This is a genomic window from Streptomyces sp. NPDC002138 (assembly GCF_040296485.1).
Classification (GTDB): Bacteria; Actinomycetota; Actinomycetes; order Streptomycetales; family Streptomycetaceae; genus Streptomyces.
The window spans coordinates 183,784-199,629 of sequence record NZ_JBEOXE010000006.1 but is presented as its reverse complement, the minus strand read 5'-3'; the positions used below and the strand labels follow the sequence as shown (position 1 = coordinate 199,629).

Sequence of the window (15,846 nt, the reverse complement as noted above, 5' to 3'; positions counted from 1 at the left end):
CCCGGAGGGACCGGCGCCCGGGCTGCCGGACGGACCGGCGGACCGGGGCGGCGCCGGCGGCCCGTCCGGGATCCGCTCCGGTTCACCGGCGGCGGGGCCGACCGGCTTGCGGACGACCACGGGCGGGATCGGCCGCGAACCCGGAATGTTGATCCGGATCCGCGTCGTCAGCGTCGTCTCGGTCTTGGGTCCATCGGAGTCCGCGGCGGGCGTGGACGGCTTCGAGGTCACAGGCTTCTCCTCCGGGGCGTTAGCCGCGGCGTCCGTAGACGGATACTGGCCGGTTCCGTACGGCGGCGTACCCGACGGGTAGGCGGCTCCACCGCGGCCCTGGGGCCCGGAGGACGAACTGTCAGTTTCACGACTCAAGGCAGGATCTCCCGGTTGGCTCCGCCGCCCGCGTGCCGTGCGCGGGCAGCTCGGCGGCCCGTCCACCATACTGGCCGCCGCCGGGACGCAACTGACCACCGGGGGCGACGGCATTCCTCCGGGGGCCCGGCGCATGGGGCAAAGGGGGCGCGGCGGGAGCTTTCACAACCCCCGGCGCGGATCCCGGCGTAGCACCCAACGGCACGTCACCTGCCGGGCCTCCCGGCCGAAACAGGCCGCTCCAGCGGGCCGCGCAGGGTGGCGCACATCACAGCGAGCACGACGCCCCCGAAAAGGTACACATACATCCCGATTCCCGACGAACTGAGCAGGAAGTCCCCTTCGGCGCGCGGGACGCCCAGCATCACGTAGGCGAGGAACCAGCCGACGACGGGCACGCCCACGCCGATTCCACTGCCGGTGACCAGACGGCCCGCCAGGAAGAGCCCCAGCAGGGCCAGCAGGGCCAGCACGAGGCCGCCGGGGAACCAGAGGCCGACGACGAGCCAGCCCGCCACGCCGGTCAGCGCGCCGAGCACCAGCAGGACCACGAGGGCGACGATCCGGGCCGGGGTCCAGGTGGTGGTCACGCGCCCGCCTCCGCCGCGTCGGGGACGCCCGCGAAGAGGTCGCTCTCGCGCTCCCCCGCCGGGGCGCCGGAGCGGCCGGCCACCAACTCGTAGTACTCCCGCCTGAACAGCGGCTGCGCCAGGTCGTTGGAGAGCGCGAAGAACGGCCCTTCCACGGAGATCTGGGTGACGTGGGCGCGCATCGCGGCCTCCTTGGCCGCCGCGTACGGCTCCCCGTCCGCGGCGCCGATCTCAGCGGTCACGCGCTTGTCGTCGACCACGCCCGGTACGTCGTCGGGCCGGGCGAAGCCGGCGAAGGGCCCCCGGCCCGCGGCACGGAGCCGGGCGAAGCCCTCCTCGACGACCGAGCGCGGGACCCGGTTCCAGTAGACCTTCGCGATCGCGTGGGGCGCGCCGAGGTGTGCGCCGTACGCCGGGTCCGCGGCCAGTTCGGCGGCGCGGGTGGCGACGCGGTGGGCCTGGATGTGGTCGGGGTGGCCGTAGCCGCCGTCGGGGTCGTAGGTGACGAGCACCTGGGGCCGGACGCGGCGGATGACCTCGACCAGGTACCCGGCGGCCTCGTCGAGGTCGGCGGACCAGAAGGAGCCGGGGCGGTCGTTCTGCCCGGCGCCCATCATCCCGGAGTCCCGGAAGCGGCCGGGGCCGCCCAGGAAGCCGTGGTCGGCGACGCCCAGCTCGCGCATGGCGGCGGCCAGCTCGCCGATCCGGTGCGCGCCGAGGGCGTCGTCCCGGTGGGCCTCCAGATGGGCGAGGCGGGGCGGGATGACCTCGCCCTCCTCGCCCAGCGTGCAGGTCACCAGCGCGACGTGGGCGCCCTCGGCCGCGTACTTGGCCATGGTGACGCCGTTGTTGATCGACTCGTCGTCCGGGTGCGCGTGCACGAGGAGCAGACGACGGGCGGGAAGACCGTTCATGGGGCCACCCTACGAGGCGCCCCTACAACTTGAGGCCACCGATCATGCCCGCGACGTTGGTGGTGAGCTGGCTGAGCGTGGGCGCGATCGAGGAACTGGACAGATAGAAGCCCAGCAGCACGCAGACGACCGCGTGTCCCGCCTTCAGACCCGACTTCCGGACCAGCAGGAAGACGACGATCCCCAGTAGCACCACGGCCGAGATCGAGAGTGCCACGGCGGTTCACCTCCATGTCGAGCGGACATCGAATCGATTCGCGTGCTCGGCGGAGACATACCCACCGTGCGCTACGGATCATAACTATCCGTACCAGCGCATCGATCGAGAACCCGCAGCACGAGGGGCGCACGCCGCGCATACGGAGGAGCACGGGCGCGCATGCGACCGTCCGGCGGGGCTCCCACCCCGCCGGACGGCTGACGGCACCCGCACGGACCGTACGGCGACCAGATTCCCCCGTCCGGATCTCGTCGCCGAGACGGTCAAGTTGCTTCCATGTTAAGCCGGTTGTGGGGGTCGCGGGCGATATCGCCACCTTGTCGCGGGCCGCGATCGCCTACGGCGAACAAAAGAGGAATCGATTCTTCCGGGAGGGACGGGAAACGCTCCGGGAAAGCGCGCGCGAAATGCGCGCGGAGGAAATGCGCGCCGAACAGAATTCCCCTTCTGTTCCTCCTCTGTTCCGCTCCTTCCGGTGGCGCCCTACCCCTACCCCTACCCCTACCCCTACCCCTTCTCCAGCGACGGCGGATCCGCGGGCGGGGGCTCGGGTGAATCCGCGGGCGGGTGCCCGGGCGGGAACGTGGGCGGGGGCGCCGGCCGGGACTCGGGCGCGGGCCGGGTCAGCGGCTTCTCCGCCGCGAAGTGACAGGCCGACGGGTGGGCCGCGGGGCCGCCCGCGGCGCGGAACTCCAGCGGGACCGCCAGCAGCGGAACCTCCTGCGCGCACCGGTTCTCGGCCTTCCAGCAGCGGGTCCGGAAGCGGCAGCCCGAGGGCGGGTTGGCCGGTGAGGGCACGTCCCCGGAGAGGATGATCCGCTCCCGGTGCTTGCGGGCCTCCGGGTCCGGGACGGGGACGGCGGAGAGCAGCGCCTGGGTGTACGGGTGGGTCGGGTGGTCGTAGATCTCGGTGTCCGTGCCGACCTCCACCATTCGGCCGAGGTACATCACGCCCACCCGGTCGGAGATGTGCCGGACGATCGACAGATCGTGCGCGATGAACACGTACGACAGCTCGAATTCGTCCTGCAGCCGCTCCAGCAGATTGACCACCTGCGCCTGCACCGAGACGTCCAGCGCGGACACCGGCTCGTCCGCCACGATGATCTCGGGCCGCAGGGCCAGCCCGCGGGCGATGCCGATGCGCTGACGCTGGCCGCCGGAGAACTGGTGCGGATAGCGGTTGATGTACTCGGGATTCAGGCCGACCACGTCCAGGAGTTCCTGGACCTTGCGGCGCCGGTCGCCCTTGGGAGCCACCTCGGGGTGGATCTCGTACGGCTCGCCGATGATGTCGCCGACCGTCATGCGCGGGTTCAGCGAGGTGTACGGGTCCTGGAACACCATCTGGATGTTGCGCCGGACGGCCTTGAGGGACCTGCCCGACAACCTCGTGATGTCCTCGCCCTTGTACGAGATCGCGCCCGCCGTCGGCCGCTCCAGGTTGACCAGCATCCTGGCGACCGTCGACTTGCCGCAGCCGGACTCGCCGACGATGCCGAGGGTCTCGCCCCGGGTCAGGGAGAAGGAGACCCCGTCGACCGCCTTGACCGCGCCGACCTGCTTCTTGAAGAGGATGCCCTGGGTCAGCGGGTAGTGCTTGACCAGGTCGGTGACTTCGAGGATCGCGTCAGGCACCGAGGCACTCCTTCCAGAAGAAGCACGCGCTCGCCCGGTCCTCGGCGACCGTCGCCAGCGGCGGCACCTCGGCGCGGCAGACGCTCTGCGCCATCGGGCAGCGCGGGTTGAAGGCGCAGCCGGGCGGGATGGCCAGCAGGTTGGGCGGCAGGCCCTTGATCGCGTACAGCTCCTGGCCCTTCTGGTCCAGACGCGGGATGGAGTCGAGCAGGCCGCGGGTGTAGGGGTGGGCGGGGCTCTTGTAGATCTCGTGCACCGGGGCGGACTCGACGATCCGGCCCGCGTACATCACGGCGATCTTGTCGGCGACGTCCGCGACCACGCCCAGGTCGTGGGTGATCAGGATGAGGCCCATGTTCAGCTCGCGCTGGAGCTCCGCGAGCAGGTCCATGACCTGGGCCTGGACGGTGACGTCGAGGGCGGTGGTCGGCTCGTCCGCGATGATCAGCGAGGGCTCCAGGGCCATCGCCATCGCGATCATGATGCGCTGGCGCATGCCGCCGGAGAACTGGTGCGGGTAGTCCCCCACCCGCTCCTTGGCGGCGGGGATCTTGACCCGGTCCATGAGTTCGACCGCCTTGGCGCGGGCGTCCTTGCGGGACATCCCGCGGTGCACCTCGTACATCTCGCCCAGCTGGGCGCCGACGCTCAGCACCGGGTTCAGCGAGGACAGCGCGTCCTGGAAGATCATCGCCATGTCGGCGCCCCGGATCTTGCGGCGGGCGTCCTCCTTTATGGTCAGCAGGTCCTGGCCCTTGAAGAGGATCTCGCCGCCCGCGATCCGCCCGGGGGGCATGTCGAGGATCCCCATGACGGCCTGCGCGGTCACGGACTTGCCGGAGCCCGACTCGCCGAGCACGGCGAGGGTCTCGCCCTCCGCCACCGAGTAGGTGACGCCGTTGACCGCCTTGGCGACCCCGTCCCGGGTACGGAACTCCACATGGAGGTCGCGGACTTCGAGCAGCATGGTGCCCACTCCTCAGCGCAGCTTGGGGTCGAGGGCGTCGCGCACCGCGTCGCCGAGCATGATGAAGGCGAGCACGGTCAGGCTCAGCGCCCCCGCCGGGTAGAGCAGCATGTGCGGGGCGTTGCGGATCTGCGAGGCGGCGTTGGAGATGTCGATGCCCCAGGAGACCGTGGGCGGGCGCAGGCCCACGCCGAGGAAGGACAGGGTGGCCTCCAGGGCGATGTAGGTGCCCAGGGCGATGGTCGCCACGACGATGACCGGGGCGATCGCGTTGGGCGCCACGTGCCGCAGCATCATCCGGCTGTTGCTCGCGCCGAGCGCGCGGGCGGCCTGGACGTAGTCGTTCTGCTTGGCGGTGATGACCGAGCCGCGGGCGATGCGGGCGATCTGCGGCCAGCCGAGGAGCACGATGAAGCCGACCACCGGCCAGACCGTGGTGCTGGTGACCACGGAGAGGAAGACCAGGCCGCCGAGGACGACCGGGATGCCGAAGAAGATGTCCGCGACCCGGGAAAGCAGCGCGTCGCCCCAGCCGCCGAAGAAGCCGGCCAGGCCGCCGAGGAGCGAGCCGAGGAGGGCGGCGCCGAGAGTGGCGCAGACGCCGACGGTGATGGAGGCGCGCGCGCCGTACACGGTACGGGTGTAGACGTCGCAGCCCTGGGTGTCGAAGCCGAAGGGGTGGCCGGGGGCCGGGCCCTGCTGGGACTTGGACAGGTCGCACCGGAGCGGGTCGCCGCTCGCGATCAGCTGGGGCCAGATCGCGATGACGACGAGGAAGAGGATGAGCAGCGCGGAGACGATGAAGACGGGGTTGCGGCGCAGCTGCTGCCAGGCGTCGGACCACAGCGAACGCGCCTTGTCCTGGGGGCCGGTGACCCCCGGTCCGCCGCCCAGCGGCTTCTCCAGGCTCTCCGCCTCCTCCAGGGCGAGATCCATGGCTCCTCCCTGGCCGGTGGGTGCGATCGCCTCCCCCGCTCCGGGTCGCAGCGGGTCGTAGCGCTCGGGCTCGCGCTCGGGCTCAGGCATAACGGATCCTCGGGTCCAGGACCGCGTAGAGCAGGTCGACGAGCAGGTTCGCCAGCAGGAAGACGATGACGAGGATGGTCACGAAGCCGACGACCGTGGGGGCGTTGTTGCGCAGGATCCCCTGGTAGAGCTGGTAGCCGACGCCGTGGATGTTGAAGATGCGCTCGGTGACGATCGCCCCGCCCATCAGGGCGCCGATGTCGGTGCCGATGAAGGTGACCACGGGGATGAGCGAATTGCGCAGCAGGTGGCGGGTGATGACCCGGCCGCGGGGCAGGCCCTTGGCGACCGCGGTGCGCACGTAGTCGGCCTTGACGTTCTCGGCGATCGAGGTGCGCGAGAGCCGGGTGACGTAGGCGAGGGAGACCAGGGCGAGCACGATGCCGGGCAGGATCAGCTCGTTGAAGGGGGCGTCCGGGGAGACCGTGGGCCGGACCCAGCCCCACTTCACGCCGAGGAGGAACTGGAGCAGGTACCCGGTCACGAAGGTCGGCACCGAGATGACGACCAGGGTGAGCACCAGCAGGGTGTGGTCGATGGCCTTGCCCCGGCGCAGGCCGCTGACCACGCCCAGGGTGATGCCGACGAGGACCTCGATGACGATCGCGACGACGGTCAGGCGCAGGGTGACCGGGAAGGCCGTGGACATCAGGGACGTGACCTTCTGCCCGTTGAAGGCGGTGCCGAAGTCGCCCCGGAAGATCTGGCCCATGTAGTGGAGGTACTGCTTCCACAGGGGCTGGTCGAGGAAGAGGTCCTTGCGGATGCGCGCGGCGGTGGCCGGGTCGGGGGCCTTGTCGCCGAAGAGCGCCGCGACGGGGTCACCGAGCGCGTAGACCATGAAGAAGATCAGGAACGTACTGCCGATGAACACCGGGATCATCTGGAGCAGCCGCCGGATCACATACCGTCCCATGGAGGCCTCCAGGGTGTCGGCGGGACTGCCGCCACCGGATCACTGATGGTGACGGTGGTGGCGGCAGGCCCGGGCTCTGGTGGGGGACGTCAGCTGACCTTGATCTGGTCGTAGACGGGCACGCTGAACTGGTTGAGGGCGACGTTCGAGACGCGCTCCGAGTAGCCCGCGCTGCCGTTCTGGTACCAGAGCGGGATGGACGGCATCTGCTCGGCGAGGATCTTCTCGGCGTCCTGGAAGGTGGCCGTGGCCTTGGCCGTGTCGCTCTGCTGGTTCGCGTCGTCGATCAGCTTGTCGAAGTCCTTGTTGTTGAACTTCCCGTAGTTGGAGGAGGCGTCCGTGTAGTACAGCGGCTCCAGGAAGTTCTGGATCAGCGGGTAGTCGGCCTGCCAGCCGGAGCGGAAGGGGCCGGTCAGCTTGAAGGCGCTCTGCTGGTTGCGGAAGTCCGCGAAGGTGCCGACCGGGTTGACCGTGCAGACCGCGCCTTTGCCCAGCGCGTTGTTGACGCTGTTGCAGACGGCGTCCATCCACTCGCGGTGCGAGCCGGTGTCCACGTTCGAGGTGAGCGTGATCTTCCCGCCGGGCAGGCCGCCGCCCTCCTCGATGAGCTTCTTGGCCTGCGCGGGGTCGAACGTGCAGCCGTCGCCGCACGCGGTGGCGGAGTAGCCGCCCTTGTCGCCGAGGGCCGCGGAGGTCCAGTCCTTGGCGGGGGTGCGGGTGCCCTGGAAGATCTGCTTGGTGATCTCTTCGCGGTTGATCGCCATCGAGACGCCGCGGCGGACCTTCTCCATGCCCGGCTTGCCCCAGGCGGGGTCGTACAGCGGGAAGGTCAGCGTCTGGATGATCAGCGCGGGCTGGTTGATGTACCGGTCGCCCAGGTCCTTCTTGACGTTCTTCAGCTGCTGCGCCGGCACGTCGTCGACGAGGTCGAGGTTGCCGGAGATCAGGTCCGTGTAGGCGGTGTTGTTGTCGGTGTAGACCTTGAGGTCCACACCGCCGTTCTGCGCCTTGTCCGCCCCCGTGTACCCGTCCCACTTGCGCATCTTGATCGCCGTGCCCTTGGTGTAGGAGTCCACCGTGTACGGGCCGTTGCCGACGGGCTTGTTCAGCCAGCCCGCGTGGTCGGTGAAGAAGGCCTTCGGCAGCGGGGAGAAGGCCTGGTAGCCGAGGGTGTCGGGCCAGGTGGAGAACTTCTCCTTGAGGGCGACCGTGAAGGTCTTGGCGTCCTTGACGACCAGGCCGGACATCGTCTTGGTCTTGGGGTCGCCGGATGCCGGGTGCAGGTCGGCGTAGCCGACGATGTCCTTGAAGAAGGGCGAGTTGTTCTGCTTGTTGCGCACGTCCGCGCCGTAGTTCCAGGCGTCCACGAAGGACTGGGCGGTGACCGGCTCGTCGTTGCTGAACTTCCAGCCGTCCTTCAGCGTGATCGTGAAGTTCTGGCTGTCGGTCGTCTCGATCTTCTCGGCGAGCATGTTCCTCGCCTCGCCGGTCTTCGGGTCGTAGCGCTTGAGGCCCCGGAAGAGCATGTCGAGGACCTTGCCGCCCTGCACCTCGTTGGTGTTGGCGGGCTCCAGGGGATTCTGCGGGTCGCCCCAGGAGGAGCTGATGATGCCGGCACCACCGCCGTCGCCGCTGTCGCTTCCGCCGCCGCAAGCCGTCGCCGTGAGGGCGACGGCGACCGCACAAGCGGCCCACTTGGCGTGGGTGGCTCCGCGCATGGAGTGCCTCCTTGGGCTCCCGAGACTCGCTGGAGACCCAATGTGACCCCACGTGCGGGTCCGCGCACTCCAAGCGCGCCCGATTGGGCACGCCCGGGGGACGCCTGTCACCCGTGCGAGTGGACGGACGCTCAGCGCAGGGGCAGTTCCCAGGTGTCCACGGCGTAGCGCACGCCCATGCCGTGGCGTTCGTACAGCCCGAGGGCGCCGGTCTCGTTGGCGATGTCGACGCCGAGGCCGACGGTGTCGCGGCCGCGCGCCGCGTAGACGGCGAAGCCGTGGCGCAGCAGGTGGCCGCCGATCCCGCGGCCGCGCTGGTCCGCCCGTACGCCGATGTGGCTGAGCCATCCCATGGCCGTACGGTCGTCGCGGGTCAGCAGGACGCCTACGTCGCCCAGCGCGGGCAGGCTCGCGATCCACACCAGGGACCAGTCCAGGTCGCGGGCGTCGAGGTGGTCCAGCCAGGTCTCGTACGCTCGGTCCACGTGGCCGAAGTGCGCGGCGAAGGTCTCCTCGATCAGGGCGTGGGCCCGGCGGGGGTCGGCCGGGTCGGCGGCGCAGTCGCGCAGGGTCAGCCCGGAGAGCCCGGCGGGCGGCTCGGGAGCGGGCGGCGGGCCCGCGGTGAGGTCCAGGGTCATCACCTGGTAGCGGCGCACGGGCCGCCAGCCGTATCCGGTGATCAGGTCGAGGTCCAGGGTCGGCCGGACGTTGAGCTGGAGCCGCAGCCGGGCGCCGGGCGCCCCGGCGGCCATCTCCCGGGCCCGCGCTTCCATCAGTTCCAGCAGCCGGGCTCCGGCGGCCTGCCGGTCGGGCAGGACGTAGTGGTCGGAATCGACCCTGCCCGGTCCCGAGTCCGCCCAGAGCAGCGCGTAGGCGACGAGCCTGCGGTCCTCGAAGGCGAGCCAGGAGTCGGTGGCCAGGTCCACGTCGGGGTGGTTCAGGTCGGCCTCGACCATGCGCAGATCGGTCTCCGGCCTGCCGGTCTCGATCCGGTCGATGGTGTTCAGCAGTGCGCAGATGTCACCGGCGTCTCCGGGCCCTGCGGGGCGTACGGTCAGCATCGCTCCACTCTCGAGGGAGCGGCCGCCCGCGCGCAACGCGGTTTTCCCTGTCGGGGGAGACCGCGCGCGGCCCGGGCCCGGGGAACGCGAAAGCGCCCGGAACCGGTGGTGAACCGGTCCCGGGCGCTCGTCACGCCGGGGTCAGACGGCCAGGACGGCCTTCTCCTCGGCGAAGTGGCACGCGGACTCGTGCGCGGCCAGGGTCTCCTGGCCCTTGAAGCGCTCCGGGATCGCGAGGAGGGGCTCCTCGCTGGAGCACTTGTCCTCGGCCTTCCAGCAGCGGGTGCGGAAGCGGCAGCCCGACGGCGGGTTGGCCGGGGAGGGGATCTCGCCCGACAGGATGATCCGGTCGCGGCCCTCGCGGGCCGTCGGGTCCGGCACCGGCACGGCGGAGAGCAGCGCCTGCGTGTACGGGTGGGTCGGGTGGTCGTAGATCTGCTTGTCGCTGCCGATCTCCGCCATCTTGCCCAGGTACATCACGCCCACGCGGTCCGAGATGTGCCGGACGATCGACAGGTCGTGCGCGATGAAGATGTAGGAGAGGTTGAACTCGTCCTGCAGCTTCGCCATCAGGTTGATGACCTGCGCCTGCACCGACACGTCGAGCGCCGAGACGGGCTCGTCGCAGATGATGATCTCCGGGTTGAGCGCGAGGCCGCGGGCGATGCCGATGCGCTGGCGCTGACCGCCGGAGAACTGGTGCGGGTACCGGTTGATGTACTCCGGGTTCAGGCCCACGACGTCCAGGAGCTCCTGGACCTTGCGGCGCCGGTCGCCCTTGGGAGCCACCTCGGGGTGGATCTCGAAGGGCTCGCCGATGATGTCGCCGACCGTCATGCGCGGGTTCAGCGAGGTGTACGGGTCCTGGAACACCATCTGGATGTTGCGGCGGACGACCTTGAGGGCCTTCCCCGACAGCTTGGTGATGTCCGTGCCCTTGTAGAACACCTCGCCGGACGTGGCCGTCTCCAGCAGCATCAGCAGCTTGGCGACGGTCGACTTGCCGCAGCCCGACTCGCCGACGATGCCGAGGGTCTCGCCCTGGTGGAGGTCGAAGGAGATCCCGTCGACCGCGCGGACGGCGCCGATCTGCTTCTTGAAGAGGATGCCCTGGGTCAGCGGGAAGTGCTTGACCAGGTTGCGCACCTGCAGGATCGGCTCGCCACGGTCCACGGGGGCCGCGATGGCCTCCAGGGCCGCTTCCTCGGACGCCACGTCGACGGCGTCGACCTCGGCCAGGCTCGGGGTGGCATCGTCCACGGCGTCGTCCTTCTTGCTCAGCTCAGCCATGGATCTGCTCCTCCCAGAAGTGGCAGGCGCTGCCGCGGCCGACCAGTTCGATGCCGTCGCGCTCGGTCACCGGCAGCAGGGCCGGGACGTCGGTGCGGCAGATGTCCTGCGCCTTGGGGCAGCGCGGGTTGAAGGCGCAGCCCGTCGGGATCTTGAGCAGGTTGGGCGGCAGCCCCTTGATCGCGTAGAGCTCTTCGCCCTTTTGGTCCAGGCGCGGGATCGAGTCCAGCAGGCCGCGGGTGTACGGGTGCGCGGGGCGCCCGTACAGCTCGTGGACCGGAGCCTGCTCGACGATGCGGCCCGCGTACATCACGGCGATCTTGTCCGCGACGTCGGCGACCACGCCGAGGTCGTGGGTGATCAGGATCAGACCCATGTTGTACTCGCGCTGCAGGTCGGCCAGCAGGTCCATGACCTGGGCCTGGACCGTCACGTCGAGCGCCGTGGTGGGCTCGTCCGCGATGATCAGGTCGGGCTCCAGGGCGAGCGCCATCGCGATCATGATGCGCTGGCGCATACCGCCCGAGAACTGGTGCGGGTAGTCGTTGACGCGGCTACGGGCAGCCGGGATCTTCACCCGCTCCATCAGCTCGATGGCCTTGGCCTTGGCGTCCTTCTTCGACATGCCCTGGTGGACGCGGAACATCTCGCCCAGCTGGTTGCCGACGGAGTACACCGGGTTCAGCGCGGAGAGCGCGTCCTGGAAGATCATCGCCATCTTCGGGCCGCGCAGCTTGCGCCGCTCGCTCTCCGGGAGCTGCAGAATGTCCTGGCCCTTGAAGAGGATCTCACCCTGGGAGACCCGCCCGGGGGGCGAGTCGAGGATGCCCATGATGGCCTGTGCGGTCACGGACTTGCCGGAACCGGACTCGCCGAGGACGGCCAGCGTCTCACCTGAGGAGACGCTGTAGTTGACGCCGTTGACGGCCTTGACCACGCCTTCGCGGGTCTTGAACTCGACGTGCAGGTCGCGCACTTCGAGCACGGGCACATCGGCGTCCGATGCCCTCTGGTGGGGCACTTCTGCGGTGACACTGGAAGTAGTCATTGTGGTGCCGCCCTTCTAGCGCAGCTTCGGGTCGAGGGCGTCGCGGAGCCCGTCACCGACGAAAACGAAGCCAAGAACCGTCAGCACGATCGCGATGCTGGGGTACGTCCACAGGTAGTCCTTGACGCCCATGAAGTCCTTGGCACCGGCGAGCATGTTGCCCCACTCGGGGATCTCGGGGCTGACGCCGACGCCCAGGAAGGACAGCGAGGCCTCGGCCACGATGGCTCCGCCGACGCTGAACGCGGCGTACGCCATAACGGCGGCGATGGAGTTGGGAAGGATGTGCCGGACGATGATCCGCCGGGTGTCCGCGCCGAGGGCGCGAGCGGCCAGCACGTAGTCGGCCTCACGGACCGACAGGATCGAGCTGCGCAGCAGACGGGCGACCGTCGGCCAGGAGAAGATGGCCAGCGAGATGATCACCGGCATCACGCCACGGCCCATCGCGATGATGATGACGATGGCGCCGATGAGCAGCGGGAAGGCGAAGAAGACGTCGGCTATGCGCATCAGCACCGAGTCGGTGGCGCGGCCGAAGTAGCCGGCCAGGGCTCCGATGACGACGCCGATCGCGCAGGCCAGGAAGATCGACGCGAGACCCACCTCGACCGCGATGCGGCTGCCGTAGATGATGCGCGAGAGCTGGTCGCGGCCGAGGGCGTCCGTACCGAGCAGGTGCTCGCCACCCGGCGTCTGCAGGGTGTTGGTCAGGTCCTGCGCCATCGGGTCGTGCGGCGCGATCAGCGGCGCGAAGATCGCGACGGCGAACAGGCCGAGGACCAGGGCGAGGCCGACGACGGCCAGCTTGTTGGCGAGAAAGCGGTGGCGGATCTCGCCCCACTGGGTGACGCGGGCGATGGCGGGTTCGGCCTCGACGGCCTTCGCGCCTCCCGCCGCAGCGGTCGCGTCCCCAGCCACCGATTCGCTCTTGGTGAGCTCGGTCATGGGTATGACTCCTAGAACGGGCTGCCTGGGATCAGGCGAGACGGATGCGGGGGTCGAGGACCGCGTACAAGAGGTCGACGAGAAGGTTGAGCAGCACGAACACGGCGACGCCGAAGGTCACCACGCCGATGATGATCGGGTTGTTCTGCTGCTGAACCGCCGTCACCAGCGCGAGGCCGATGCCGTCCCAGTTGAAGATCGCCTCGGTGATGAGTGCGCCACCGAGCAGTCCGCCGAAGGAGATACCCAGGTACGTGACGACCGGGATGATCGAGTTCCGCATGACGTGCTTGAGGAGCACGGTCCGGCGCGGCAGACCCTTGGCCACGGCCGTCTTGACGTAGTCGGCCCGCAGCACCTCCAGCATGGTGCCGCGCATGAGCCTCGCCACGAGCGCCGCGTCGAGGATCGCCAGCGTGAGGGCAGGAAGGATCAGCGACTTCATCGTGCCGTCCGAGATCAGCGGGACCCAGTCGAGCTGGACCACGAAGACCTTCTGGAACACCATGCCGATCACGAAGGACGGGAAGCCGACGGCCATGGTGGTGAGGAGCGTGATCAGTACGTCCCAGAAGGAGTATCTGAACAGCGCGGCGATCAGGCCGGCGAACAGGCCGATCGCGATGTCGAGGACGATGGCCGCCACCGCGAGCTCGGCGGTGTTCACGAGCTTGGGCTGCAGCACCTCGGTCACGGGGCGCCGCTGGGTGAAGTCCTCACCGAGGTCGCCCTGCGCGAGGTTCTTGACGAAGTTGCCGTACTGGACCGGGAGCGGGTCGTTGAGGCCGTAACGCTCTCGGAGTGCTTCGACCACCGCCGGGTCGCGGGCCTTGTCACCGCCGAGCGAACCCACCGGGTCGCCCGGGAGCACGAAGAGACAGCCAAAGAGAACGATCGTCGCACCGAAGAGGACGACCACCATCTGTCCCAGTCGCCGGATCACATATCTGCCCACGATGCCTCCTTCACATGCTGAGCGTGGGGGTTGGCGGCATCATCCGATCGGGAGATTGGCCGCATCCGGGCGCGGAACGGGAGAGATGAGGGGTGCGCCCGGGACTGAGCGAAGGCCGTGGAGACCGAAGAAGTTACTCCGGCCCCCACAGCCTTCGCCTACCTACTGGTGAAGAAGTGCGCCTACTTGGCGGAGATCTCGGCGAGGTTCGGGTCCTCGAAGAAGTCCATGTTCATGTTGGCGAACTTGTCCGTGTTGGCGAGACGGTACTGCGTGCGCTTCCAGGTCGGGATGAGCGCCTGGTCGTCCTCGACAGCGATCTTCTCGGCCTCCTTGTACACCGCGGCGCGAGCAGCGGGGTCCTTGGTGGCGCGAGCCTTGGTGATCAGCTCGTCGAACTTCGGGTTGTTGTAGCGCCCGCGGTTGTCACCCTGGGCCTTGCCCGTCGCCGGGTCCTCGTTGATCGAGCCGGAGTCGAGCAGCGGGAACAGGAAGTTGTCCGGGGTCGGGTAGTCCGCGCCCCACGCCGAACGCCAGATGCCCGCGGTCGCCTTGTCCTGCTGCTGCGCCAGGGCCTCCTTGAACGGCTTGCCGTTCAGCTTGACCTCGAGGCCGAGGACGTCCTTCAGCTGCTGCGCGATGGCCTGGACCCACTCTTCGTGGCCGCCACCGGTGTTGTAGCCGAAGTCCAGGACGGTGCCCGGCTTCAGGCCGCCCTTGGCCGCGAGCTCCTTGGCCTTGGCCGGGTCCTGCTTGACGCAGGAGGTGCAGAGGTTGTTCGTGTAGGTGTCCGCGAACGACGGCGGGAGCACCGAGGTGGCGGGCTTCTGCATGCCCTGGAAGACACCCTTGGCGATGGCCTCGCGGTCGATCGCGTAAGAGATGGCCTTGCGCGCGTCGACGTTGTTCATCGGCGCGTTCTGGTTGAAGACGACCAGGTAGTTGATACCCGAGGTGTCGGCTTCGATCCACTGCTTCTTCGCCGCGTACTTGGCCTTGGCGACCGGCAGCTGCGGCGTGGGCATACGCGCCCAGTCGAAGGTGCCCGACTGGTAACCCTGGTACTCGAGGGTGGCGGCGTTGGCCGAGTTGAGGATCGAGATCTCAACCTTGCCGAGCTTCGCCTTCTCCAGGCCGTAGTCGTCGTTACGGACCATGGTGATGGACTTGTTGTGCTGCCACGAACCCTCCATCTTGAAGGGGCCGTTGCCGATGGGAGCGTCGTTGTACGCCTTGTTGTTGGCGGCGCCGGCGACCTTCGGAACGGGGCTGAAGACGGTGTGAACGGTCTTCTTGTCGAACTCGAAGTCAGCCGCGGACAGCTCGACCTTCAGCGTGTTGGCGTCCGGAGCGGACAGACCGGCGAACTTGTCGCTGGTGCCGCCGTTCAGCTCCTTGTAACCGACGATTCCGTCCATCGGGTACGCCACGTCGGAGGCCGAGGCCTTCGAGACGGTGCGCGTCCAGCCGCGGATGAACGCCTCGGCGTCAACCGGCTCGCCGTTGGAGAACTTGGTGCCGGCCTTCAGCTTGAAGGTCCAGGTCTTGCCGTCGTCGCTCGTGGTGAACGATTCGGCCAGAGCCGGCTTCAGCTTGCCGTCCGGGGTGGCGCTGTACAGGCCGGTGAAGAGGTTGTGCGCGACCAGGGAGCCCTCAGACTCCTGGGCGTTGTACGGGTCGATCGCCACGGGCTCGGTGATACCGAGGCGGAACGTACCGCCGCCAGCACCCGCATCCTTCTTGTCCCCGCCACCACCGCAGGCAGTCGCGGCGAGGGCAATGATTGCCGCGCCCGCGACCCACTTGGCGCTCTTGGCACCACGCATGGGTTTCCTCCTCATGAGTCCACTTGTCACTACAAGACGGGGCACTCGATCGCACGCTGACACCCCTGACAGCGATGACGCGATGAGTTACCCACAGTGTGCTCGTGAGTCGACACTCCCCACAGTGCGTGACCCATTGACCCGAGCTTGGTGCCAACTATTAGGTACGACCGACCCGTAAACCACACCTAAAGGGTCTCGTTTTGACAACATCACTACAGGTCAGGAGCCCGATATACGGACAAACTGAGCCTAGACAGACACCCGCGAAACGGACGGTTAGTACGGCTTCCGGAGCGTGATGCCCGATATACGGACACCTGAACGAGATAATCCGGTTGACAAAAGCGAACGGCCCCT

Annotated in this window: 14 protein-coding genes and 1 pseudogene; all 15 read right to left on the bottom strand. The window is 68.7% G+C overall.

Features of this window, described 5'->3' with window-relative positions; all coding sequences use genetic code 11:
* A pseudogene (locus ABT084_RS06195) lies at nucleotides 1–369 on the bottom strand (hypothetical protein); the annotation flags it as partial.
* A gap of 206 nt (nucleotides 370–575) precedes the next feature.
* Nucleotides 576–959 carry a DUF6113 family protein gene (locus ABT084_RS06190; RefSeq protein ID WP_351038580.1) on the bottom strand — a complete coding sequence of 128 codons (384 nt, stop codon included), beginning with the start codon at nucleotides 957–959 and terminating at the stop codon, nucleotides 576–578.
* Nucleotides 956–1,873, bottom strand: coding sequence for an N-acetyl-1-D-myo-inositol-2-amino-2-deoxy-alpha-D-glucopyranoside deacetylase (gene mshB, locus ABT084_RS06185; RefSeq protein ID WP_351038578.1), 918 nt, complete (start codon nucleotides 1,871–1,873; stop codon nucleotides 956–958). Before mshB ends, ABT084_RS06190 begins: the two co-directional genes overlap by 4 nt.
* A gap of 22 nt (nucleotides 1,874–1,895) precedes the next feature.
* The gene (locus tag ABT084_RS06180) at nucleotides 1,896–2,090 is read right to left on the bottom strand and encodes a hypothetical protein (protein ID WP_283459796.1); all 195 of its coding nucleotides are present in this window, start codon (nucleotides 2,088–2,090) and stop codon (nucleotides 1,896–1,898) included.
* A gap of 510 nt (nucleotides 2,091–2,600) precedes the next feature.
* Nucleotides 2,601–3,731: an ABC transporter ATP-binding protein gene (locus ABT084_RS06175; RefSeq protein ID WP_351038576.1), complete on the bottom strand. Its 1,131-nt coding sequence runs from the start codon at nucleotides 3,729–3,731 to the stop codon at nucleotides 2,601–2,603.
* Complete coding sequence (locus tag ABT084_RS06170) at nucleotides 3,724–4,698, bottom strand: ABC transporter ATP-binding protein (protein WP_351038574.1); 975 nt, start codon at nucleotides 4,696–4,698, stop codon at nucleotides 3,724–3,726. The genes ABT084_RS06175 and ABT084_RS06170 overlap by 8 nt, the downstream gene beginning before the upstream one ends.
* A gap of 12 nt (nucleotides 4,699–4,710) precedes the next feature.
* Nucleotides 4,711–5,724 (bottom strand): ABC transporter permease, encoded by a 1,014-nt coding sequence (locus ABT084_RS06165; RefSeq protein ID WP_351038572.1) that lies wholly within the window; start codon nucleotides 5,722–5,724, stop codon nucleotides 4,711–4,713.
* Entirely contained in the window at nucleotides 5,717–6,640 is a 924-nt protein-coding gene (locus tag ABT084_RS06160; RefSeq protein WP_351038570.1) for an ABC transporter permease, read from the bottom strand. Before ABT084_RS06160 ends, ABT084_RS06165 begins: the two co-directional genes overlap by 8 nt.
* 89 nt (nucleotides 6,641–6,729) lie before the next feature.
* Nucleotides 6,730–8,358: a peptide ABC transporter substrate-binding protein gene (locus tag ABT084_RS06155; RefSeq protein ID WP_351038568.1), complete on the bottom strand. Its 1,629-nt coding sequence runs from the start codon at nucleotides 8,356–8,358 to the stop codon at nucleotides 6,730–6,732.
* 131 nt (nucleotides 8,359–8,489) lie between these two features.
* Complete coding sequence (locus ABT084_RS06150) at nucleotides 8,490–9,419, bottom strand: GNAT family N-acetyltransferase (RefSeq protein ID WP_351038566.1); 930 nt, start codon at nucleotides 9,417–9,419, stop codon at nucleotides 8,490–8,492.
* Nucleotides 9,420–9,560: 141 nt separating this feature from the next.
* Nucleotides 9,561–10,709, bottom strand: coding sequence for an ABC transporter ATP-binding protein (locus ABT084_RS06145; protein WP_351038564.1), 1,149 nt, complete (start codon nucleotides 10,707–10,709; stop codon nucleotides 9,561–9,563).
* On the bottom strand, nucleotides 10,702–11,757 hold the full coding sequence (locus ABT084_RS06140) for an ABC transporter ATP-binding protein (RefSeq protein ID WP_351038562.1): 1,056 nt from the start codon (nucleotides 11,755–11,757) through the stop codon (nucleotides 10,702–10,704). Before ABT084_RS06140 ends, ABT084_RS06145 begins: the two co-directional genes overlap by 8 nt.
* 15 nt (nucleotides 11,758–11,772) lie before the next feature.
* The gene (locus ABT084_RS06135; RefSeq protein ID WP_351038560.1) at nucleotides 11,773–12,705 is read right to left on the bottom strand and encodes an ABC transporter permease; all 933 of its coding nucleotides are present in this window, start codon (nucleotides 12,703–12,705) and stop codon (nucleotides 11,773–11,775) included.
* Nucleotides 12,706–12,736: 31 nt separating this feature from the next.
* Complete coding sequence (locus ABT084_RS06130; protein ID WP_351038558.1) at nucleotides 12,737–13,660, bottom strand: ABC transporter permease; 924 nt, start codon at nucleotides 13,658–13,660, stop codon at nucleotides 12,737–12,739.
* A gap of 182 nt (nucleotides 13,661–13,842) precedes the next feature.
* Nucleotides 13,843–15,486 carry a peptide ABC transporter substrate-binding protein gene (locus tag ABT084_RS06125; protein ID WP_351038556.1) on the bottom strand — a complete coding sequence of 548 codons (1,644 nt, stop codon included), beginning with the start codon at nucleotides 15,484–15,486 and terminating at the stop codon, nucleotides 13,843–13,845.
* Nucleotides 15,487–15,846: the final 360 nt, after the last annotated feature.